Annotated in this window: 18 protein-coding genes; 12 read left to right on the top strand and 6 right to left on the bottom strand. The window is 69.1% G+C overall.

What is annotated here, in order from left to right:
- Positions 1-4 precede the first annotated feature (4 nt).
- A complete protein-coding gene (locus tag ACUSIJ_RS02505; RefSeq protein WP_449306783.1) occupies positions 5-1,225 on the top strand; it encodes an HAD-IIIA family hydrolase in 1,221 nt (406 codons plus the stop codon).
- A gap of 73 nt (positions 1,226-1,298) precedes the next feature.
- Positions 1,299-4,400: an AGE family epimerase/isomerase gene (locus ACUSIJ_RS02500; RefSeq protein ID WP_449306782.1), complete on the top strand. Its 3,102-nt coding sequence runs from the start codon at positions 1,299-1,301 to the stop codon at positions 4,398-4,400.
- Positions 4,401-4,407: 7 nt separating this feature from the next.
- On the opposite strand, the gene rfbA is transcribed toward ACUSIJ_RS02500, so the two are convergent.
- Positions 4,408-5,283 (bottom strand): glucose-1-phosphate thymidylyltransferase RfbA, encoded by an 876-nt coding sequence (rfbA, locus tag ACUSIJ_RS02495; protein ID WP_449306781.1) that lies wholly within the window; start codon positions 5,281-5,283, stop codon positions 4,408-4,410.
- A gap of 439 nt (positions 5,284-5,722) precedes the next feature.
- Between rfbA and rfbC the strand changes: the two genes are divergently transcribed.
- From rfbC to panC, 6 genes are all read left to right on the top strand, one after another.
- The gene (gene rfbC / locus ACUSIJ_RS02490) at positions 5,723-6,283 is read left to right on the top strand and encodes a dTDP-4-dehydrorhamnose 3,5-epimerase (RefSeq protein ID WP_449306985.1); all 561 of its coding nucleotides are present in this window, start codon (positions 5,723-5,725) and stop codon (positions 6,281-6,283) included.
- A 40-nt stretch (positions 6,284-6,323) separates the two neighbouring features.
- Positions 6,324-7,421 carry a dTDP-glucose 4,6-dehydratase gene (gene rfbB / locus ACUSIJ_RS02485; RefSeq protein WP_449306780.1) on the top strand — a complete coding sequence of 366 codons (1,098 nt, stop codon included), beginning with the start codon at positions 6,324-6,326 and terminating at the stop codon, positions 7,419-7,421.
- Complete coding sequence (gene rfbD / locus ACUSIJ_RS02480) at positions 7,421-8,329, top strand: dTDP-4-dehydrorhamnose reductase (protein WP_449306779.1); 909 nt, start codon at positions 7,421-7,423, stop codon at positions 8,327-8,329. Before rfbB ends, rfbD begins: the two co-directional genes overlap by 1 nt.
- A 2-nt stretch (positions 8,330-8,331) precedes the next feature.
- Entirely contained in the window at positions 8,332-9,381 is a 1,050-nt protein-coding gene (locus ACUSIJ_RS02475) for a rhamnan synthesis F family protein (RefSeq protein WP_449306778.1), read from the top strand.
- A gap of 217 nt (positions 9,382-9,598) precedes the next feature.
- Positions 9,599-10,489 carry a 3-methyl-2-oxobutanoate hydroxymethyltransferase gene (gene panB, locus ACUSIJ_RS02470; RefSeq protein ID WP_449306777.1) on the top strand — a complete coding sequence of 297 codons (891 nt, stop codon included), beginning with the start codon at positions 9,599-9,601 and terminating at the stop codon, positions 10,487-10,489.
- The gene (panC, locus tag ACUSIJ_RS02465) at positions 10,486-11,343 is read left to right on the top strand and encodes a pantoate--beta-alanine ligase (RefSeq protein WP_449306776.1); all 858 of its coding nucleotides are present in this window, start codon (positions 10,486-10,488) and stop codon (positions 11,341-11,343) included. Before panB ends, panC begins: the two co-directional genes overlap by 4 nt.
- A gap of 34 nt (positions 11,344-11,377) precedes the next feature.
- Here the strand turns inward: panC and ACUSIJ_RS02460 are convergent, their stop codons facing one another.
- On the bottom strand, positions 11,378-11,986 hold the full coding sequence (locus ACUSIJ_RS02460; RefSeq protein WP_449306775.1) for a hypothetical protein: 609 nt from the start codon (positions 11,984-11,986) through the stop codon (positions 11,378-11,380).
- 288 nt (positions 11,987-12,274) lie between these two features.
- Positions 12,275-13,288, bottom strand: coding sequence for an oxygen-dependent tRNA uridine(34) hydroxylase TrhO (trhO, locus tag ACUSIJ_RS02455; protein ID WP_449306774.1), 1,014 nt, complete (start codon positions 13,286-13,288; stop codon positions 12,275-12,277).
- Positions 13,289-13,511: 223 nt separating this feature from the next.
- On the opposite strand from trhO, the gene ACUSIJ_RS02450 reads away from it, so the two are divergent.
- The 3 genes from ACUSIJ_RS02450 (at position 13,512) to ACUSIJ_RS02440 (ending at position 17,342) form a co-directional block, all read left to right on the top strand.
- Positions 13,512-14,351 carry a sulfite exporter TauE/SafE family protein gene (locus ACUSIJ_RS02450; RefSeq protein ID WP_449306773.1) on the top strand — a complete coding sequence of 280 codons (840 nt, stop codon included), beginning with the start codon at positions 13,512-13,514 and terminating at the stop codon, positions 14,349-14,351.
- 194 nt (positions 14,352-14,545) lie between these two features.
- The gene (locus tag ACUSIJ_RS02445) at positions 14,546-15,340 is read left to right on the top strand and encodes a CPBP family intramembrane glutamic endopeptidase (RefSeq protein WP_449306772.1); all 795 of its coding nucleotides are present in this window, start codon (positions 14,546-14,548) and stop codon (positions 15,338-15,340) included.
- A 124-nt stretch (positions 15,341-15,464) separates the two neighbouring features.
- Complete coding sequence (locus tag ACUSIJ_RS02440; protein ID WP_449306771.1) at positions 15,465-17,342, top strand: Na/Pi cotransporter family protein; 1,878 nt, start codon at positions 15,465-15,467, stop codon at positions 17,340-17,342.
- 24 nt (positions 17,343-17,366) lie between these two features.
- Here the strand turns inward: ACUSIJ_RS02440 and ACUSIJ_RS02435 are convergent, their stop codons facing one another.
- Positions 17,367-17,789 carry a MerR family transcriptional regulator gene (locus tag ACUSIJ_RS02435; protein WP_449306770.1) on the bottom strand — a complete coding sequence of 141 codons (423 nt, stop codon included), beginning with the start codon at positions 17,787-17,789 and terminating at the stop codon, positions 17,367-17,369.
- 82 nt (positions 17,790-17,871) lie between these two features.
- On the opposite strand from ACUSIJ_RS02435, the gene ACUSIJ_RS02430 reads away from it, so the two are divergent.
- Positions 17,872-20,067: a heavy metal translocating P-type ATPase gene (locus ACUSIJ_RS02430; protein ID WP_449306769.1), complete on the top strand. Its 2,196-nt coding sequence runs from the start codon at positions 17,872-17,874 to the stop codon at positions 20,065-20,067.
- 152 nt (positions 20,068-20,219) lie between these two features.
- Here ACUSIJ_RS02430 and proX read toward each other — a convergent pair whose 3' ends face one another.
- The gene (gene proX, locus ACUSIJ_RS02425; protein WP_449306768.1) at positions 20,220-21,251 is read right to left on the bottom strand and encodes a glycine betaine/L-proline ABC transporter substrate-binding protein ProX; all 1,032 of its coding nucleotides are present in this window, start codon (positions 21,249-21,251) and stop codon (positions 20,220-20,222) included.
- A 212-nt stretch (positions 21,252-21,463) separates the two neighbouring features.
- Complete coding sequence (locus tag ACUSIJ_RS02420) at positions 21,464-22,480, bottom strand: ABC transporter permease (protein ID WP_449306767.1); 1,017 nt, start codon at positions 22,478-22,480, stop codon at positions 21,464-21,466.
- Positions 22,481-22,496: the final 16 nt, after the last annotated feature.

Here is a 22,496-nt window from a genome sequence, read left to right as displayed (position 1 = left end):
TATCGTGAGGGTACGTCAGGCGGCGATCCTGTGCGGAGGGCTTGGAACGCGTCTCGGCGCGCTGACCGAACGGTGCCCGAAACCGCTGCTGCCGGTGGCCGGGCGGCCGTTTCTCGACATCCTGATCGAGCAGGCCGCGCGGCAGGGCGTGGACCGCTTCCTGCTGCTGGCGTCCTTCGAATCCGGCCAGGTGCGCAGTTTCGCCGCCGATCTGCCGGCCCGTCTCAGCCTCGATATCGAGGTCGAGGTCAGCATCGAGCCCGACCGGGCCGGCACCGGCGGCGCGCTGTGGCATGCCCGGCACCTGCTTGATGAGGTGTTCTATCTCTTCAACGGCGATTCGTTGTTCGACGTGGCGCTGGGCGACCTCGCGCTGGCGCTGCGCGCCGACGCGCACGCCCATGGCGTTCTCAGCCTGCGCGCGCTGGAGGACACCGGCCGTTATGGGGTCGTCGAAGCGCGGGAGGGGCGCATTTCGGCGTTCCTGCCGCGCCCGGACGTCGCCGGCCCGGGTCTCGTGAACGGCGGCGTCTACCTGTTCCGGCGCGCTATCCTCGACGGCGTCGCCCCCTCCTGCTCGCTGGAGCAGGACGTGCTGCCGCATGCGGCCGGCACCGGCCTGCTCCTCGGCGTGCCTGCGGCCGGCTACTTCATCGATATCGGCATTCCGCAGGATTACGCCCGCGCCCAGACCGAAATCCCCGACTGGCAGCGCCGGCCGGCCGTCTTTCTCGACCGGGACGGCGTGATCAACGTCGACCACGGCCACGTCGGATCGCGGGAGCGTTTCGAGTGGGTCGAGGGGGCGCCGGCCGCGATCCGGCGGCTGAACCGCGCGGGCCACTACGTTTTCGTCGTCACCAACCAGGCGGGCATTGCCAAGGGCTTCTACGGCGAGGACGACTACCGCGCGTTGCGGGCCCATATCCGCGACGCGCTGGCCGAGATCGGGGCGCACATCGACGACGAACGCTTCTGCCCCTACCACCCGGATGCCGCCGTCGACGCCTACCGCCGCGCGAGCGACTGGCGCAAGCCCGCGCCGGGCATGCTGCTCAGCCTGCTCGACCGCTGGCCCGTGGAGCGGCCGGCGAGTTTCCTGATCGGCGACAAGGAAACCGACATCGAGGCGGCCGAGATGGCCGGCATTCGCGGCCATCTCTTCACCGGCGGCAATCTGGACGACTACGTCGCTGCCCTCCTCTCCCGCCATGGGCGTGGATAGATGCCCACCATCCACCATTCCATGCGATAACGCGGGGCGCCGTGCAGCGGCCGCCCCCAGAGTTGAGAAGACGATGCGCGAACAGGAACTCTTGCTGCAATGGCTCTTCGACAAGGCGCTCCCGCTATGGTCCGGCACGGGCGTCGACCGGCAGGCAGGGGGTTTCTTCGAAAAACTGACGCCAGCGGGGCAGCCGACGGACGAGCCGCGCCGCGCGCGCGTCGTGGGCCGCCAGGTGTTCTCCTTTGCCAACGCCGCGCATCTGGGCTGGAGCGGCGATGCCCGCGGCCTTGTCCGCCACGGCCTGAACGCTCTGTTTCAGCAGCATCTGTCGGGAACCGACGGAATCGTCGTTCCCCTGGTCGCTCCGGGCGGCGCGGTGCTGGGGACGGCGTTCGATCTCTACGACCATGCCTTCGTGCTGTTCGGCCTCGCCGCCGCCCACGCCATCGGGGAGGAGCCCGAGCGGCTGGAGGCGCAGGCGACCGCCCTGCTCCGGCGCATGCGGGACGGCTGGCGTCACCCCATGGCGGGCTTCGAGGAGGCGCAACCGCGGCAATTGCCCCTCAAGGCCAATCCGCACATGCACATTCTCGAAGCGAGTCTGGCGTGGCGCGAAACGGGCGGCGACCCGGTCTGGGATGCGCTCGCGGACGAGATTGCCGAACTGTGCCTGTCGCGCTTCATCGAGCCCGAAAGCGGCGCGCTGCGCGAGTATTATGACGGCGACTGGCGGCAATTGCAGGGGCATGAGGAGGCCGTCGTCGAGCCGGGCCATCAGTACGAATGGGCCTGGCTGCTGATCCGCTGGGGCCTGCTGCGCGGTCGCCCCGATGCGCTGGCCATCGCGCGCCGGCTGATCGACCTTGCCGAGAATCACGGTGTCGATCCGGCCCGCGGCATGGCGGTGAACGAACTCAATGCCGATCTGACCGTGCGCGACGGCCGCGCCCGGCTGTGGCCGCAGACCGAGCGCATCAAGGCTCACGTGGCATTGGCCGGCATCGAGACCGACCCCCGCCTGCGGGGGCAGGCGCTCGAACGCGCGGCGCAGACGTGCCGCGGCCTGCTGCGTTTCTTCGAGCACCCGATCCCGGGTTCGTGGTGGGAGCACATCGACGCCCAGGGCCACCCCGTATCCGAGCCTGCCCGCACGAGCAGCCTCTATCATATCACCTGCGCCATCCGGGTGCTCGTGGACGGTGATCGCCCCTCCGTTCCCGGCGCGGACACGGGAGATGCCGCGGCGGAGAGCGGCACGGGGAGGCGCGTTCCCGGCCCTTTTGACGCGGCCGGACGGGTGATCTCCATCGCCCGCCGGCGCCTCTCGTCGCCGTCCGACCTGCCCCGCCTGGCGCGGCGGGCGCTGGCGCTCTACCGCGAGGGCGGCTGGTCGCTGCTACGCGGCGTCGTTGCCCGCGAAACGGCCAAGCAAGAGGAAGAGCTCGCCGGGCGCGGCTACGACCAGTGGATCGAGCGCTACGACACGCTGACCCCCGACGACATCGCCGCGCTGCGTCGGCAGGTCGCCGCCCTGCCGGCGACGCCGCTGATCTCGGTGATCATGCCGGTCTACAACACGCCGCAGCCCTATCTCGAGGCCGCGATAGACAGCGTCCTGGCCCAGGTCTACCCCCATTGGGAGCTGTGCATCGCCGACGACGCATCGACCGCCGCCCATGTGCGCGAGACGCTGGAACGCTACCGCGCCGGCGACCCGCGCATCCAGGTCGTCTACCGGGACAAGAACGGGCACATAGCGCACGCGTCGAATTCGGCCCTGGAACTGGCGAACGGCGAGTGGATCGCGCCGCTCGACCACGACGACGTGTTGCGGCCCCATGCGCTCTACGAGGTTGCCGCCGAGATCGGCCGCTTCCCGCAGGCGACCGTCATCTACAGCGACGAAGACAAGATCGACGCCAACGGACGCCGGTTCGATCACTTCTTCAAGCCGGATTTCGGTCCGGAAACGCTGCTGGCGATGAATTATTTCAACCATCTGACCGTTCATCGGACAGCGCTCGTCCGCCAGGCGGGCGGCTGGCGGACGGGGTTCGAGGGCAGCCAGGACTACGACCTCAACCTGCGCGTGGTCGAACGCGTCGAACCGCACACCGTGCGCCACATTCCCAAAGTCCTGTATCACTGGCGGGCGGCGGCCCACTCGACGGCCACGTCCACGACGGAAAAGCCCTACGCCTGGGTTGCCGGACAGCGCGCCCTTGCGGAGCATCTCGCCCGCACGGGGATGGATGCGGTCGTCGAAGGCGTGGCGGGGACGCCGTTTTACCGCGTCAGGCCGGCGATTGCCCGCCCCGAACCGCTCGTGAGCCTCATCATCCCGACCCGCGACGGCGTCGACTACCTGCGCGGCTGCATCGAGTCGATCCGGGAAAAAACCACCTATCGCAACTACGACATCATCGTCGTGGACAACGGCTCGACGGACCCGCGGACGCTCGCCTATCTCGACGGCATCGCCGGGCAGGACGATGTCGCCGTGCTGCGCTACGACGCGCCGTTCAATTACTCGGCCATCAACAACTTGGCGGTGCGGCATGCCGGAGGCTCCCTCGTCGGGCTGATCAACAACGACATCGAGGTGATTTCGCCCGACTGGCTGTCGGAGATGGTCTCCTGGGCCGCGCAACCGCAGATCGGCTGCGTCGGCGCCAAGCTCGTCTACGGCAACGATACGCTGCAGCATGGCGGGGTCATCCTGGGGCTTGGCGGCGTCGCCGGCCACTCCCACAAGCACGCCGACCGCTACTCGCCCGGCTACGCCTATCGGCTGCGCGTGCTGCAGAACCTCTCCGCCGTCACCGCCGCCTGCCTCGTCGTGCGCAAGCCAGTGTACGAGGCCGTGGGCGGACTGGACGAGACCCATCTCAAGGTGGCCTTCAACGATGTCGACTTCTGCCTCAGGGTGCGCGAGGCGGGGTATCGCAACGTCTGGACGCCGTTTGCCGAACTCTACCACCTCGAAAGCGTGTCGCGCGGGGCCGAGGACGATCCCGCCAAGCAAGCGCGTTTTCGCAGCGAAATCAGGACGATGCAGCGGCGGTGGGGGGAGCGGCTGCTCAACGACCCCTTCTACTCACCCAACCTCACGGCCGACCGCGAGGACTTCACGCTCGCCTTCCCGCCGCGTCTGCGGGCGTTCGGAGGTTAGAACCCCGTCAGCGGAGTTTCTGCGTGGCGAGGCGTTGCAGGTAGATGCCGTACCGGCTCTTGCCCAGCGCGCGGCCGAGCGCCAGCAGCTGGGCGGCGTCGATCAGGCCGAGCCTGTAGGCGATCTCCTCGGGGCAGGAGATCTTGACGCCCTGGCGCGTCTCCAGCGTGCGCACGAAGCCCGCCGCCTCCAGCAGCGAGTCGGGCGTGCCGGTATCGAGCCAGGCGAAGCCGCGCCCCATGCAGGAGACGTTGAGCGTCCCCTCCTCCAGGTAGAGGCGGTTGAGATCGGTGATTTCGAGCTCGCCGCGGGCGGAGGGCTTCAGCGTGCGCGCCAGCGCGGGTGCGCGGCCGTCGTAGAAGTAGAGCCCCGTCACCGCCCAGTTGGACTGCGGCTGCGCCGGCTTCTCCTCGATCGAGACCGCCCGCCCCTCGTCGTCGAAGGAGACGACGCCATACCGCTCCGGATCGTTGACCTGATAGGCGAAGACCGCCGCGCCGCCGAGGCCGCCCGATGCGGCGCGCAGCAGCTCGGGCAGGCCGTGGCCGTAGAACAGGTTGTCGCCGAGAATGAGCGCCGACGGCTCCCCCGCGACGAACTCCTCGCCGATGATATAGGCCTGCGCCAGACCGTCCGGGCTCGGCTGCTCGGCGTAGGACAGCGACAGCCCCCACTGCTCGCCGTCGCCCAGCAGGGCCTGAAAGCGCGGCAGATCGTGCGGCGTCGAAATGACGAGAATGTCGCGGATGCCCGCCAGCATCAGCGTCGACAGCGGATAGTAGATCATCGGCTTGTCGTAGATCGGCAAAAGCTGTTTGGACGCCGTCAAGGTAATCGGATGCAGACGCGTGCCACTCCCTCCCGCCAGAATGATGCCCTTCATCTAATCCTCAGTCGCCGTTCCTTGCCGATGATTGCGCGTTCATATCCCGTCTCCTCTTCCCGTGCAAGGACACAATGCGGCAATCACTGGAACCGCACAGCGCTTTCCTGCAGCGATACGACTCTCTATTCATCGCCGGCCGGCAGCTTATTTCGATGAGAAGCAATTATATTTATTTTATGGCGGATTCAGGCAGACAGGAGACAAATATATTCTGAACGATCCAGCGTAGAATTAAGTTTATCATTCGTCTCCATGGTTGCAGATGGCGCCGGCGCGATCGTCTGCCGAAACGCGCCGCCGGGCCGGGCCCGCCTTCCTGCGGATTGTGATTGCAAAGCTTCCGGGAATGGCGCAAAAACAGCAGCGCCCCGCGATGCATGCAAGCCACTTGCATGGCCCCTGTTCGGGCGGCGCGCCGACTTCACGAGGGAACTTTATGCCCACCATCCGCCCGTTGGACATCCCGGATGTTCTTGAAATCAAACCAAGAATATTCAAAGATGAGCGCGGCTTTTTCTCGGAAGTATTTCATGCCGACAAATTTCGCGAGAAGGGCGTCGCTCTCGACTGGGTTCAGGACAACCAATCGTTGTCGCGCGAGAAACACACCTTGCGCGGCCTGCACTATCAGGATCCGCCCTTCGCGCAGGACAAGCTGGTGCGGGTGTTGCGCGGCCGCATCTTCGATGTCGCCGTCGATATCCGCAGGGGATCGCCGACCTTCGGGCGCTGGGTGGCGCTCGAGCTCTCGGCCGAGGCATTCAACCAGATTCTCGTGCCCGTCGGCTTCGCGCACGGCTTTCTGACGCTTGAACCCGATACGGAGGTGCTTTACAAGGTCTCGGCTCCTTATTCCGGTGCGCATGACCGCGCCATCCGTTTCGATGATCCGCAGATCGCCGTGGCCTGGCCGCTCGACGGCAACGCTCCGGTGCTGTCGGCCAAGGACGCCGCGGCGCCTGCTCTGGGCGAAATCGAAACCCCGTTTTCCTGTTGATTCGGCGGGCGCAGGCGTACCGCGGCCCGGAGAGGTCCATATGAAGATACTCGTCACCGGAGGGGCAGGCTTCATCGGCTCCGCGGTCTGCCGCCACCTGATCGAGAACACAGGCCATTCGGTCGTCAACCTGGACAAACTGACGTATGCGGCGTCGCTGTCGTCGCTCGACTCCATTCAGGGATCGCCGCGCTACCGCTTCGTCAAGGGCGATATCCTCGACCGCGACCTGCTGCGGGACCTGCTGCAGTCGGCCGAGATCGACGCCATCATGCATCTGGCGGCGGAGAGCCACGTCGACCGCTCCATCGACGGGCCGGGCGATTTCATCAGCACCAACATCGTCGGCACCTACACCCTGCTGGAAGCGGCGCGCGCCTATTGGAGCGGACTGCCGGCCATGCGACGCGAGGCCTTCCGCTTCCACCACATCTCCACCGACGAGGTCTACGGCGACCTGCCGCTCGGCGATTCGCTGTTCACCGAGGACACGCCCTACGCCCCCTCCTCGCCCTATTCGGCGTCAAAGGCCTCGTCCGACCATCTGGCGCGGGCGTGGTATCACACCTATGGCCTGCCGGTGGTGCTGTCGAACTGCTCCAACAACTACGGGCCGTTCCACTTTCCGGAAAAGCTCATTCCGCTCGTCATCCTCAACGGGCTGGAGGGCAGGCGGCTGCCGGTCTACGGCCGGGGCGAGAACGTGCGCGACTGGCTTTACGTCGAGGACCACGCCCGGGCGCTCGAATGCGTGGTGACCCGGGGAGAGCCCGGCCGCTCCTATAACATCGGCGGCCGCAACGAGCGCTCGAATCTGGCCGTGGTCGAGGCGATCTGCGACGAGCTTGACCGGCTGTCGCCGCTGGCGGACGGGCGTTCGCGCCGCACCCTGATCGATTTCGTCACTGATCGCCCCGGCCACGACCTGCGCTACGCCATCGACGCCTCGCGCATCGAGCGCGAGCTGGGCTGGCGGGCGCAGGAGACGTTCGAGACCGGGCTCGGCCGTACGGTCCGGTGGTATCTCGACAACGAAGCGTGGTGGCGGCCGATCCGCCAGCGCTATGCCGGCGAGCGCCTCGGCGTGCGCCGGCCCGGCGTCAAGGCCGGCTCCGAGGCGGCGAAAGGCGCGGCGTGATGAAGCTCCTCGTCACCGGCCGCGACGGACAGCTCGCCCGCTCGCTTCAGGCTCTCCCGGGAGATCCGTCTCTCTCGGGAGAGGAAGCCGGCCGGGGCGTGACGGTGGTGGCGCTCGGCCGGCCGGATCTCGACATCACCGACGCCGCGTCACTCGCGCGCGCGATTGCGGCCCATGCGCCCGACATCGTCGTCAACGCCGCCGCCTATACGGCCGTCGACCGGGCCGAGAGCGAGGCGGAGCAGGCGTTCCGGGTCAACCGCGACGGCGCCGGGAACGTGGCGCGCGCGGCGGCCTCGGCCGGCCTGCCCGTGGTGCACGTCTCAACGGACTATGTCTTCTCCGGCCGCGAGGCGGGCGCGCGGCGCGAGAGCGACCCGACCGATCCGCAGAACGTCTACGGCGCATCGAAGCTCGCCGGCGAGGAGGCCGTCGCGGCGGCCAATCCGGCCCATGCGATCCTGCGCACGGCCTGGGTCTACAGCCCCTATGGCAACAATTTCCTCAAGACCATGCTGCGGCTCGCGGGCGAGCGCGAGCGCGTCGGCGTCGTCGCCGACCAGTTCGGCGCGCCGACCTATGCGCCGGACATCGCCGAGGCGATCCTGGTGGCGGCGCGCGCCATCGTCGCCGCGCCCGGCGGCGGCGACTGGCGCGGCGTGTTCCATTTCACCGCCCGGGGCGAGGCGAGCTGGGCGGATTTCGCGCGCGAGATCTTCCGGCAATCGGCCGCGCGCGGCGGTCCCTCGGTCATCGTCGACGACATCACCACCGCCGACTATCCGACGCCCGCCCGGCGCCCGGCCAATTCGCGCCTCGACAGCGGCCGTTTCGCCGCGACCTTCCGCCACCGGCTGCCGGACTGGCGGGACGGCGTCGCCCGCTGCCTCGCCAAGCTCGGGGCCTGACGATGACCGCCGCCGCGTCCGCGCCTCCGCCGCTGATCTTCGTGCATGTGCACTATCCCGATATCTGGGAGGAGATGGCGCGCGAGATCGCGCAGGCGTTCGGCCGGCCCTTCGGCCTGGTGGTGACCCACAACGGCCAAGCGCCGCAGGCGCGCCTGCAGACGCCCCACCTCGCCCATTATCAGGAAATCGTGGTCGAGAACCGCGGTCGCGACGTGCTGCCGTTCCTGACTGCGCTGCGCGCCGATCTGCCACCCTATGAGATCGGCCTGAAGCTGCACACCAAGCGCTCGCCCCACCGAGACGATGGCGCGGAGTGGCGGCGGTTCGTCACCGGTTCGCTGCTGGCGTGCGATCCCGGCCCCGCCGCCGACGGAAAGGGGCCGGACACCGACGGCCCGAGCATTAATGGCTCCAGCATCGATGGCCCAGGCTTCGATGGCTCGAGCGTCGATGGTCCAAGCGCCTGGACCCTGCTGTGCGATGAACCCGCTCTCGGCCTGATCGCGCCGGAGGGGCATCTGCTGCCGCTGCTGGGGCGGCTGGCGCTCAACGAACGGCCGATGAAGACCATGCTGACGACGCTCGGCCTCGATACGCCGATCGCGGCGCTGGAGGAGGGTCGCTTCGCCGCCAGCACCATGTTCTGGTTCCGCGCCGAGGCACTGGCGCCCTTCCGCTCGCCGGCGCTCGACGGGTTGTTCGAGGCCGAGAGCTCCCAGCTCGACGGCACGGCGGCCCACGCCGCCGAGCGGCTGTTCGCTCATGTCTGCGAGCGGCAGGGCTTCGTGGCAAGCGCCATGGAGGCTGTTCCCCTCATCCGCGCCGCCGCTGCCGGGCGAGACGGCGCGCCGCTCGACGCCGACGCGTTGCGTGCCCTGTCGAAAGCGGCTTTCGGCCAGGCGAGCAATCCCTTCTCGATACCGATGGCGGCCTTCTGGTCGCAGCACAGGCAATTGCTGCATCTGGCGCATCTGACCTACCGCCACATCCCGCCGCCGCTGTGGCGGGCGGCGCGGCGGCTGATCCGGCGCTATTCGTCGCGCGAATGAGCCGCCCTGCTCCCGCGCCCGCAGGCGCCCCCGGCAGGCGGCTTGCGTATTCCCTTGCGCGCCGCCGTGGCGGGGGCTATCTCCTTGCGGGAGAGGGATTGCAGCCAGCAAAACAGGGCCTGCGCAAAAATCCCGGCGAGAAAAAAGTCCTGGTGAGGAAAGTCCTGGTGAGGAAAGTCCTGGCAAGGAAAAGCCTCTTGGGGAGGAGCACCGCGCGATGAGCGTCGAAAGACCATCCGAAACCACACCGGCCGGCACGGCACGGTCGAAACCCCTGACACCCCCCGACATCGCCGCCCGCAAGGGGGCGGAGCCGATCGTCTGCCTGACGGCCTATACCACGCCGGTGGCGCGCATGGTCGACGCCCATTGCGACGTCGTGCTGGTCGGCGACAGCGTCGGCATGGTGCTGCACGGCCTGCCCTCGACGCTCGGCGTCACCCTCGACATGATGATCATGCACGCCAGGGCGGTGCGGCGCGGGGTGGCCCGGGCGCTCGTCGTGGTCGACATGCCGTTCGGCTCCTATGAGGAAAGCTCCGAGCAGGCCTTTCGCAATGCCGCCCGCCTCATGGCGGAGACGGATTGCGCCGCCGTGAAGCTTGAGGGCGGCATCGCCATGGCCGACACGATCCGCTTCCTGACCCGGCGCGGCGTTCCGGTGATGGCCCATGTCGGGCTCACGCCGCAGGCGGTCAACGCCTTCGGCGGCTATGTGGTGCAGGGCCGGGGCGAGGATGCCGGGCGCGTTCTCGCCGATGCGCAGGCGGCGGCGGAAGCCGGCGCGTTCGCCGTGGTGCTTGAGAAGATCACCGCGCCGCTGGCCGAAAAGATCACGCGGGCGATACCGATTCCCACCATCGGCATCGGCGCTTCGCCGGCCTGCGACGGGCAGATCCTCGTCGTCGACGACGTGCTCGGCCTGTTCACCGACTTCAAGCCGCGCTTCGTCAGACGCTACGCCGAACTCGGGCGCGACGCCGATGCGGCCATCGCCGCCTATGCCGCCGATGTGCGCGCGCGCCGCTTCCCGGCAACGGAGCACCTCTTCGGCGCCACGCCGCAGACCCTCGGCGCCCCCTCCCGGCGGGCCGGAGGGGCGGCATGAGCATCGCCATCGTCCGCGCGCCGTCGACGCTGCGCTCGGTGGTTTCCCGCTGGAAGCGCGCGGGCGAGCGGATCGCCGTGGTGCCGACCATGGGGGCGCTGCACGAGGGGCATCTCGCGCTGGTGCGCGCGGCGCGCGGGCTCGCCGGGCGGCTGGTGGTGACGCTGTTCGTCAACCCGAAGCAGTTCAACAACGCCGGCGATCTCGCCGATTATCCGCGCACCGAGAAGGACGACGCGGCGAAGCTCGCACCGCTCGGCGTCGACGTGCTCTATGCGCCGGACGTCGGGGCGATGTATCCGCCGGGCTTCGCCACCACGGTGTCGGTCGCGGGCGTCAGCGAGGGGCTGTGCGGGGCGCATCGGCCGGGCCATTTCGACGGCGTCGCCACCGTCGTCACCAAGCTGCTGCTGCAGACGGGAGCGGACGTGGCGCTGTTCGGCGAGAAGGATTTCCAGCAGTTGCAGGTCATCCGGCGGCTCGTCCGCGATCTCGACATGCCGGTTGAGGTGCACGCCCATCCCACCGTGCGCGAGGCCGACGGGCTGGCGATGTCGTCGCGCAACCGCCGCCTCACCCCCGCCCAGCGGGAGACGGCGGCGGGCCTCGCCCGCGCGCTCGCCGCTGCCGCCGGCCGGCTCTCGGCGGGAGAGGACGCGCAAACCGTGACGGCGGAGGCGCGCGAGGCGCTCGTCGCGGCCGGTTTCGCATCGGTGGAATACCTGGAGCTGCGGCGCGAGGACGACCTCAGCCCCCTGCCGCGCGCCGATGCGCCCGCGCGCCTGCTGGCCGCCGCCTGGCTCGGCGACGTGCGCCTCATCGACAACGTGCCCGTCGAACCGCGCCCCGACTGACGGCGTTGCCTATCCTCGCCGATGGTTTGATGCTCTAGCCGCGCGCGGCATAGGAGCGAAGGCGGCGCTTCCAGAAGTCCTCGCGGCGATGTCGGCCGGTGGGGCGGGCGTCGACCTCGGCCGCGGGGCCGCGCTCGCCGGCGGCAGGCGCGACCGGCCCCTCCCCCGCCGCGGACCGGCGGCGCAGGTGCTCCTCGACAACTGCCCGTATCTGCCCGGCATCGAAGGTGCCGGGGGCGGCGGAACGCGCATCCTCCCGCGGCGCGGGTGCATCATCGGCGGCGGGCGGGCGCAGCAGCTCCGTCGGCGGCGCGCCCGTCTGGCGCGGGCCCGGCTTGGGCAGCCGCGAACGGGGGGATGAGCGCGAATCGGCGGCGCCGGAATCGACACTCAACTTGCGTTCGGACAGCGGGATCGCAAGCGGCAGCAGCGACGGCAGGACGCGAGACCGGGATGTCCCGGCCTCCTGTGACACTTCCCGCGGACCGGCTGCGCCGGCCTCGGACGGGGCCGGACCCTTCGCCCCCGACGCGTCATCCACACCGGGCCAGAACCCGATGGGCGGCTGATCCGCCTTGGCGGTGACTTCCTCCGAGACACGGCTGATCAGGTCTCCCCACGACAGCGGCGCGGACACCGCCACGGAGGGCCTCTCAGCGTATTTTTCCTTGGTATCTGCTTTGGAAGCCTCGCCTGCGCGCGAACGTGAACGCTTGACCTCGACAGTAAACGACCGAGACGGACGTCTCATAAACTGGCTTCTCCTGACCCTCCGGGCGACTTGGCGAGGCGCGCCGGTCATTGCCATACAAATAACCATAACAATAGACCAAAATGAATCGTGGGTGAATCGCGCTTTCGTAGGATGGCGCAGGGCGGGAGTAAAATTCACAAAAATCAGCCGGCCGCCCGCCCCTACTGCCGCCCCCCGTCAATCCTTGAGCCGGGAAGCGCGCGACCGCTCCGCCCGCCGCCGTTTGCGCGCCTTGCCGATCTCGGCGGCATAGGCCGCCCCGTCGCCGAGGTGGGCGAGGCCCTGCCTGCGGGCGAGTTCCACCTGCCGCTGACGCTCCGCCGCCCCTTCCCTGCGGTCCTCGCCGGCGCACCAGGCGCATGAAACGCCTTCGCGATAGGCCGGGTGGGCGCGATCGGCGGCGGTGAGCGGCCGGCGGCAGGCGCGGCAAAGCGTCGCTTCGCCCCTGGCGAGCCCGTGGCCGACCGACACCCGCTCGTCGAACACGAAGCATTCGCCCTCGAAACGGCTGTCGGCCGCCGGCACCTGTTCGAGATAGGCCAGGATACCGCCCTTGAGGTGGTAGACCTCCTCGAAGCCCTGCGCCAGCAGATAGGCCGACGCTTTCTCGCAGCGGATGCCGCCGGTGCAGAACATCGCCACCTTGCGGTCGCGCCGGGGATCGAGCCTTGCCGCCACGAAATCCTTGAATTCGGTGAAGGTGCCCGTCTGCGGATCGATGGCGCGGTGGAACGTGCCGAGCCCGACCTCGTAGTCGTTGCGGGTGTCGACGAGCACCACATCGTCGCGGGCGATGAGCCGGTTCCAGTCCGGCGGCTCGACATAGGCGCCGACGGCCCTCGCCGGGTTGGCCTCGGGCGCACGCAGCGTCACGATCTCGGATTTCAGCCGCACCTTCATGCGCAGGAACGGCATCTCCCGCGCCCACGCGTACTTGATCTCGGCGCCGTCGAGCCGCGCCCCGAACGGTCCCTCGGCCAGCAGGAAGCGCGCCAGCGCATCGATGGCCGCGGGCGTGCCGGCGACGGTGCCGTTGACGCCCTCCGCAGCGAGAATGAGCGTTCCGCGGATGCCGCGGGCGCAACAGAAACGCGCCAGCGGCGTCCTGAGCGCCGCCGCGTCCGGCAGATCGGCGAATTTGTAAACGGCCATCACCTTGAAGGGAGCGACGGCCTCGGCGCATGCAGTCATGACCAGTTCGGTTCCGATGCCACAGATCCGGCGGCGGACCGCCGCCCGGACCGCGCTCTTCTGGGCCAAGGACCGGGCCGGGTCAAGGGCCGGGAACGGGCGAGAGCCGCCGGGCGCGGTCCGTATCCGTTTTGCGCAACCGTGGCAGGCGGAGATGGCATTGCCCCGCCTCCGGCGCCGATCGTATCAATGGGGCCGTATTTCTTTCACGGGGGTGGCGGCGATGCTGCTTGAGTCTTTGGGGGGCGACTGGTCGCAATACCTGTTCTGGATCGCGGCCATCACCTTCGCCGGGCTGCTGGGCGGCCTGATGGCAGGCCTGCTCGGCGTCGGCGGCGGCATCGTCATCGTGCCGGTGCTCTATCATATCCTCTCGGCCGTCGACGTGGCGGAGACGCTGCGCATGAAGATCGCGGTCGCGACCTCGCTCGCCACCATCGTCGCCACCTCCGCCGTGTCGGTCAGGAGCCACTACGTCAGGGGCGCGATTGACGTCGGGCTGCTGAAAAGCTGGAGCATCCCCATCGCCATCGGCGTGGTGGCCGGGGCGGCGATCGGCGGCCGTGTGGACGGGCGCGTGCTCAGCTTCGTCTTCGCCACGGTGGCGCTGTTCATGGCGCTGCGGATGACCTTCAGCGGGCAGGGCACGCGCGTCTGGGACGACTTTCCCAGCCGCGCCTTCAAATGGGGCTCGGGCATGCTCATCGGCCTCGTCTCGGCGCTGATGGGCATCGGCGGCGGCAGCCTCAGCGTGCCGATCATGACGACTGTCGGCTACGACATCCGCCGCGCCGTGGGCACGGCCGCGGCCATCGGCTTCATCATCGCCATTCCCGGCGCGCTGACCTATGTCGTCTCGGGATTGGGCGTGCCCGGCCTGCCGCCGTTCTCGCTCGGCTACCTCAACTGGCTCAGCGTGCTGGTGCTGGTGCCACTCACCATGGCGATGGCGCCGGTGGGCGCGCGCCTTGCCCACACCGTCCCCCGCCGGACGCTGCAGACATCGTTCGCCGTCTTCCTCGCCGTCTCGTCGGTGCGCATGTTCTACGACCTGCTGGGCTAACGCCCGCCCGGTCCGCTCCGGCGGTCATGGACAAAGCCGGCAATCTCGTATACGCGCCTGAAGGCGGAGCAACGGGCCGGGGCGAAACATTCAGCGCTCCGGATGCCAATGCGCGTCAATGCAAGATATTGAATATTATGATCATATTACAGTGGGTTGCAATCTTTCTCGCGGCGCCGGCCGCATGGTTTTCCATGTCGCGATGGCTGAGTGTCGGCTTGCTGGCCGTCGGCTACGGCGCGGCAGCGGTGAACGGCCAGCTCGGATCTGCGGCGGCGGTGCCGCTGCTGCTGCTTCTCGCCGCCGCCTGGGCCGTCGGGCAGGATCGCAGCGCCCGTCTGCGGCATGCGGGGCACGCGCTGTTCGTCGCGCTCGCCGTTCTTCTCAGCCTGCACTGGCTGCCCGGCTTTCACAATCCCCGCGTGATCGGGCCGGAGCGCTTCACCCCGGATGCCGTGCCGTTCACGATGTATCTCAACCTCGACAAGCCTCTGGTCGGCTTCTGGCTGCTGCTCGTCCTGCCGTGGATACGCCCCCGGCACACGCCGCGGGCGTCGCTGGCGACGGGCCTCGGCGGCATGCTGATCGCCGTCGCGGCCTGCCTCGCCGCAGCCGTCCTGCTGGGGATCGTCGCATGGGCGCCCAAGTGGCCGTCCGCCGCCTGGCTCTGGCTGCTGAACAACCTGCTCCTCGTGACGGTCACGGAGGAAGCCTTCATGCGCGGCTATCTGCAGGGCGGGCTGAGCCGCGCGCTGAGGCAGCGCCCGCATGGCGATACGGTGGCCCTGCTGGTTGCCGCGGCGGCGTTCGGCCTGATGCACGCCGCAGGCGGATGGCCATGGATCGTCCTCGGGAGTCTCGCGGGCCTCGGATACGGCGTGGCGTACCGCTACGGCGGCCTTCAGGCTTCCGTGCTGGCCCATTTCGGCCTGAATGCGGCGCACTTCTGCCTGTTCACCTATCCCATGCTTCAGCCGGCGGCACCCTGACGGACGGAGCCGTTGCAGCCCCTCTCGCCGTCGGACGACGTCCTCCTGCTTTATCGATAGCCAGCGTTTCTGATACCCGGTAGCTTGACCATAAGAACGCTGTCCGCCGGGAGGAAGAGCCAAAATGACTGAAGCCATCGGCAGGGGGGAAAGCCTGCGCCGCTACGCGGCGAATGTCGTCGTCGTGTTGCTGGCGCTGGCGCTGGCATGGAGTTTCTGGTCGAACGCGCACTGGATGCAGCTTTGCGCCGGCCTCGCCTTCTTCCTCTTCGGCATGCAGTGCCTCGAGGAGGGCCTGCGCGACCTTGCCGGCGACCGGCTGGAGGCGACGCTGGCGCGCTCCACCTCCACGCCCTGGCGCAGCCTCGGCATCGGCATCGTCGGCACCACCGTGCTGCAGTCGAGCACGCTGGTGTCGCTGATGACGATCGCGTTCATCTCCACCGGCCTCATCGGCCTCGCGGCGGGCATCGCCATCATCTTCGGCGCCAATCTCGGCGCCACCACCGGCATCTGGCTCCTGGCGCTCGCCGGGCAGAACTTCAGCCTGAGCCCGCTCGCGCTGCCGCTCGTCATCTTCGGCGTGCTGGCGAGCTTTCGCGGGCCGCAGGCCAAGGCGGCGGGGCGCATCCTGCTCGGCATCGCCTTCATCTTCCTCGGCATCGACGAGATCCGGGGCGGCTTCTCCACCGTCACCGAAAACCTCGACCTCACGCAATATCAGGTGCCGGGCGTGCTCGGGCACCTGCTGTTCGCCGGCGTCGGGCTGGTGCTGACGCTGGTGCTGCAGTCGACCCACGCCACGCTGATGCTGACGCTCACCGCGCTCTCCCTCGGGCAGGTGGACCTGACGCAGGCGGCGGACATCGCCATCGGCGCCAATGTCGGCAGTTCCGTCACCACGGGCCTTGCCGGGGCGCTCGGCGGCAACCGCAGCGGCCAGCGGCTGGCGCTCGCCCATGTACTGTTCAACGTCGTCACCGCGGCGCTGGCGCTGCTGCTCATCGCGCCCCTCGTCTGGCTGACGCACACGATCGCGGGCGTCATCGGCTTCGGCGGCAACGACCTCATGATGCTGGCGATTTTCCACACGCTGTTCAACACGCTGGGCGTGCTGGTGTTCTGGCCCCTGCGCGGCCAGCTCGCCGACTGGCTGACGCGCCTGCTGCCCGACATCCCCGAGCCGCACGTGCTCATCACCGAACTCGAAGCCGCCGCGCCCCCCGTGGCGATCGAGCGCACGCACGCCCGCTATCTCAACCGGCAGGCGCTGCGTTCCTTCGACACGGCGGCGAGCGCCGTCGTACGCGAGCTGCAGCATCTGGGGCGGCTGTCGATCGAGGTGGTCTGCCACGCACTCTACCTGCCGGTGGAGGAGCTCGACAAGGTCACCCACGACACCGCCCTGCTCAATGCCCGGCCCGACGACGGCTACCTCGACGCCGACACGCTCTACCAGCGCCATATCAAGGGCGTCTACAGCGACCTGCTGGCCTTCATGGGCCGCGCCGAGCAGCCCGACAACGACAGCGAGCGCGCGTTCTGGGTCGCCTGCCAGGTGGTGGCGCTGCAGCTTGTCGAGACGGTGAAGGACGTCAAGCACCTGCAGAAGAACCTTGGCCAGTACCTGCGCGGCCCCGACACCCCGGCGCGCGACGCCTATGTCGAACTGCGCCGCCATCTCATCTGCCTGCTGCACGACGTACGCGAACTCGGCCGCCGCGGGCCGCAGGATCCGGGCTGGGAGGCCGGGCTCGCGGAAATCGACCGCCAGCAGCAGGCGTTCGAAACCCGCTTCCGCAGCCACGTCTTCGCCGCCGTCCGCGACGACCGGCTGGACGGCCTGCAGCTCAGCTCGCTCATCAACGATCTCGGCTATGTCGGACGCATCGCGCACGGCCTCAGGGCGCTGCTGCAGACCCGCGCCGACGAGGACGGCAGCCCGCTGTTCCGCAACCTCGATCTGACGACCGGGCAGACGCCGCTGATCGCCGCAACCTGAGCGCGAAACCGGCGCCCGCGCGGGTCAGGGCCGATGCTCGCCCGCGCACAGCGCGTGATTGGCCAGCACCTCGATGACCCGGCAGTCGCAGACGCGGCCGTGGCCGCATTCCTCGACCATGCGCGTCAGCTCCCCCCTGAGCGCCGTGAGCCTGGCGATGCGCCGCTCCACGTCCTCCAGGTGCTTGCGCGCGATGCTGTCGGCCGCATGGCATGACGCCTGCGGGCTTTGCGTCATGGCGACGAGTTCGCGGATGTCGTCGATCTCGAACCCGAGTTCGCGCGCGTGCCTGATGAAGTTGAGCCGCTGCACGGCCGCGGTGTCATAGCGGCGCTGCCCGCCCTCGCTTCGCGGCGGCGCGGCGAGGAGCCCGATCTCCTCATAATAGCGGATCGTCGGCACCTTGACGCCGGTGCGCCGCGACAATTCGCCGATCGCGATATCCATCTGCTCTCTCCGAAAGTGCTTGATCCTCCAGTCGCTGGAGGTTGCATCCTCGCCGATATGGTACTGGAACGGAGAAACGACAATGGCCGTGGGGCTGGGTGAACGGGTGCGCTATCGCGTCGGCGGCATGGACTGCGCCGCCTGCGCCGCCAAGGTGGAGCGGGCGGTGGCGCGCGTGCCCGGCGTCGTCGAGGTCGACGTGTCGGCGGTGACCGGCGCTCTCACCGTGCGCGGCGGCGACCGGGACGTCATCGGCCGGCAGGTCGAGGCGCTGGGCTACACTTTCGACGCCGGCGACACCGGAACCCATGGCTATGACCATGCCCATGACGGGCACGCGCACGGCGATCACGATCATGCGGAACCGCTCGATCACGCCTACGCCCACACGCATGCCCTGCCGGAGGACGTTCCCTGGTGGCGGACGGCGAAGGCGCGGCTCGTCTTCCTGTGCGCGCTCGCGCTCGTCGCGGCGTTCGGGGCGGAACTGCTCGCGCCAGGGCTCGGACAATGGCCGTGGCTCGTGCCGCTCGCGGTCGGCCTCGTGCCCATTGCCCGCCACGCATGGGCGGGCGCGCGGGCCGGTTCGCCCTTCTCCATCGAGACGCTGATGAGCATCTCGGCCGCCGGCGCGGTCATCATCGGCGCCACCGAGGAGGCGGCCATGGTGGTGCTGCTGTTCATGATCGGCGAGCTGCTGGAGGGCTTCGCCGCCGGTCGCGCGCGGGCCGGCATCACGGGGCTCACCCGCCTCGTGCCCGACACCGCCCTGAAGGAGAGCGCCGGTGCCTTGCGCGAGACGCCGGCCGGCGCGCTTCTCCCCGGCGACGTCATCGCCGCCCGTCCCGGCGACCGCATCGCCGCCGACGGCGTCATCCTCGCGGGCGAAAGCGCCATCGACGAGGCCCCCGTGACCGGCGAGAGCGTGCCTGTCGCCAAGGGGCCGGGCGAGCGCGTGTTCGCCGGCACCATCAATACCGATGCGCTGCTGCGCATCGAGGTCACGGCGCGCGCCGGCGACAACACCATCGCCCGCATCGTGCGGCTCGTCGAGGAGGCGCAAGAGGCCAAAGCGCCGACCGAGCGCTTCATCGACCGCTTCGCCGCGCGCTACACGCCGGCCGTACTGGTGCTGGGCGCGCTCGTTGCCACCCTGCCGCCGCTTCTGGCGGGCGCGGACTGGGTGACGTGGATCTATCGCGGCCTCGCCGTGCTGCTGATCGGCTGCCCCTGCGCGCTGGTGATCTCGACGCCCGCGGCCATCGCCGCCGGCCTGTCGGCGGGCGCGCGCCGGGGCCTGCTCATCAAGGGCGGTGGCGTGCTGGAGGGCCTGCGCCGCGTGACCGCCGTCGCCTTCGACAAGACCGGCACGCTGACGCGCGGCCGCCCCGTGGTCACCGACGTCATCGCGGCGGGGACGGACGCCGACACGGTACTCGCCTATGCGGCGGCGCTGGAGCGCGGGTCGAGCCATCCGCTGGCGCAGGCCGTTCTGGCGCGTGCCGAGGGTCTGCCGGAATGGCGGGCCGCATCGGTGAAGGCGCTGGCGGGCAGGGGCATTGCCGGCCTCGTCGCCGGCCGCGAGACGGCGCTGCTCGCGCCGCGCGGACTGGGCCAGGGGGCGTTCGACAACGTGCACCTCGGCGACGAACAGGCCGCTACCGTCGATGCGCTGAACGGCGAGGGCAAGACGGTGTCGGTTCTGGTGCTGGACGGACGCGTGGCGGGTCTGATCGCGCTGCGCGACGAACTGCGTCCCGACGCGCGCCGGGCGCTCGACGCGCTCAAGGCGCAGGGGGTCAAGGCGGTCATGCTGACCGGCGACAACACCGCCACGGCGCATGCGATCGCGGCGGAACTCGGCATCGCCGCCCGCGCCGAACTGCTGCCCGAGGACAAGAGCCGAGTGGTGCGCGAATTGCAGGCCGGGGGCGAGGTGGTGGCGAAGGTGGGCGACGGCATCAACGACGCGCCGGCGCTGGCGCTCGCCGATATCGGCATAGCCATGGGCGGCGGTGCCGACGTGGCGCTGGAGACGGCGGACGCGGCGGCGCTGCATGCGCGCATGCGCGACATCCCGGCCATGCTGGCGCTCTCGAACGCGACGATGGCCAACATCTGGCAGAACATCGCGCTGGCGCTCGGGCTCAAGGCGGTATTCCTGGTGACGACGATCGCCGGCATCACCGGCCTGTGGCCGGCGATCCTCGCCGACACCGGCGCCACGGTGCTCGTCACGGCGAACGCGCTGCGCCTGCTCGGCTGGCGGGCGCCGTGACCGCAGGGGCGCCCTCACCTATACGATGACCCCGGCGGAACTTGCCGCCGGGGTCCGTCATTCTTCGTGTTATGCTCGAAGATCCGAATTGAGCCGGCCGCGCCGGCCTTGCCGTTGCTTGTCTGATCGCACCGGCTACCGGAACCGTGACGTCACTGCTGCGCCGCCGCCTGCGTGGCCTCGGCGATCCAGCCGTCGAACGTCTCCTTGTTGTTGGCGATCCATTCATCCGCGTGGCGGGCGATGTCGGCGTCGGTGTTCTCGCCCTCGTGCATGCGGGCGTTCTGGGCGTGGATGTCGTCGATCGGGATCGAGGCGACCTCGAGCAGCTTCCGCACGGCCGGATTCTCCTCCAGGAACGCGTTATTGGCCACCGGCCGGATGTCGCCGACCTCCCAGCCGAGGCGACACGGATCGGCGACGCAGCCGGCCACGCCGGCGACGGCGGGCGTCTTCTCCGGCGCGCTCGGCAATTCCGGCGTCTCGATCCAGACCACGTCCTCGCCGGGCTTCAGCGTGCCGACGGTCCAGTTCGGCGTCCAGGTGTAGAAGATGATCGGCTGGCCGTTGCTGAAACGCCCGACCACGTCCGCCATGGACGCCGCATAGGCGGCCTTGACGGGCGTGACCGTGTCGCGCAGCCCGAAGGCATCGAGGCGCTCCTCGATGTCCTGCTCGCACTGCCAGCCGGGCGGACAGGCGACGAGATCGGCCTTGCCGTCGCCATCGGTGTCGAACAGCTTGGCGATCTCCGGATTTTTCAGGTCGGCAATGTTCTTGATGTTGTGCTCTTCCGCCGTCTTCTTGTCGACGAGGAACCCCTGCAGGGCGCCGTTGGCGGCGACGGTGCCGACGATGCTCAGATCGGCCTGGAGCTGGTCGATGTAGTGCTGATACATCGGAAACCAGCCGCTGGTCCACATATCGACGTCGCGTTGGCTCACCGCCTGGAAGAAGGTCGGCACGTCGAGCGTCGTCGGGCCGCTGATGGTATAGCCGAGCGCCGTCAGCGCCCGGGCGTAGACCTGGGTGGGGAACCAGTCGGTGTCCCAGCTGGGCTGGGCGAGCTTCACGGTCTTGCCCTGGCCGGGCAGGTCCTGGGCGTTTGCGGGCGCGAGCGCGGCCGCGGCGAGTGCGATGCCCGCAGCCAACCCGAACAGGGAGGAGCGAAGGGAATATGTCATCCGGTGTTCCTTATCGTTTGCATGCGCCGGCAAAGTTCTGCGCGCAAGCCGGCATGCGGTTGTGACGACCGGTCGGCCGCCGGATGGAGGCAGGAGGCGGAGGCGCGGGAGCCAGCGCGGCGGACGGAATCTGCGTTGGCGCCGCCGCGCTATCTCTTTGTCGACGCATCAAATTCATCCAAAGAACGGTGCCTGTTTCCTGGTTTGATGCGTTATGCCCGCGACGACGCGGCCTGCCCGGAGTGCGGCGCTAAGAGGCGCTGCAAATAGCCTCGCAATGTCCAGCCCCCCTTGCGGCGCGTCTTGGGAACGGCGAGCGCCTGGGTGAACCTGTCGAGGATGATGGCGATGAGCACGATGCCGATGCCGCCGACCGTCGCCGCGCCGACGTCGAGCCGCCCGAGGCCGGTATAGACGGTGAGCCCCAGGCCGCCGGCGCCGATCATCGCCGCGATGACCACCATGGAGAGCGCCATCATCAGCGTCTGGTTCACCCCCGCCATGATGGTGGGGATCGCCTGCGGCAACTGCACCTCGGTCAAGACCTGCAGGCGCGTCGAGCCGAAGGCGTAGCCGGCCTCCACCATCTCCTTGTCGACCTGCCGGATGCCGAGATTGGTCAGCCGCGTCACCGGCGGCAGGGCGAAGACGATGGTGGCGATGACGCCGGGAACCAGCCCGACGCCGAACAGCATGACGATCGGCACCAGATAGACGAAGGACGGGATGGTCTGCATCACGTCGAGCACGGGGCGCAGGATGGCCGAGAACCGGTCGCTGCCCGCCGCCAGTATCCCGAGCGGGATGCCGATCACGGCGCTGAACAGCACGGCGGTCAGCACCATGGCGAGCGTCGTCATGGTCGGTGCCCAGATGTTGAGCCACACGATCAGCAGCAGCGACAGCGCGGTGAAGATCGCCATGCCGCGCCCCACCACCCGCCACACGGCAATGGCGCAGACGAGCACGAAGACCGGATAGGGAATGGCCTGCAAGCCGGCCTCGAACCCCTCCAGCACCCGCGCCACCGGCCATTGCATGGCGCGGAACGTCGGCCGGAAATAGGGCACGAGCCACTCGCGCACGAAGAGGTTGACCCACTGCGCCAGCGGCAGCGTGCCGTCCGGGCCGAGCCCGAGCGCCTGGGGCAGGGAAAGGAGCGTTTCGCGCAGGCCGTCGAACGCCGACCCCGCGGCGGTCTGGGCGCTGGTCTGGTCTGGTGTAGCCATGGCATGGCCTCCTGTA

Source organism: Pseudochelatococcus sp. B33 (assembly GCF_053570585.1).
Note: the sequence above shows the minus strand (reverse complement) of the source record. Positions and strands in the feature narration are given on the sequence as shown.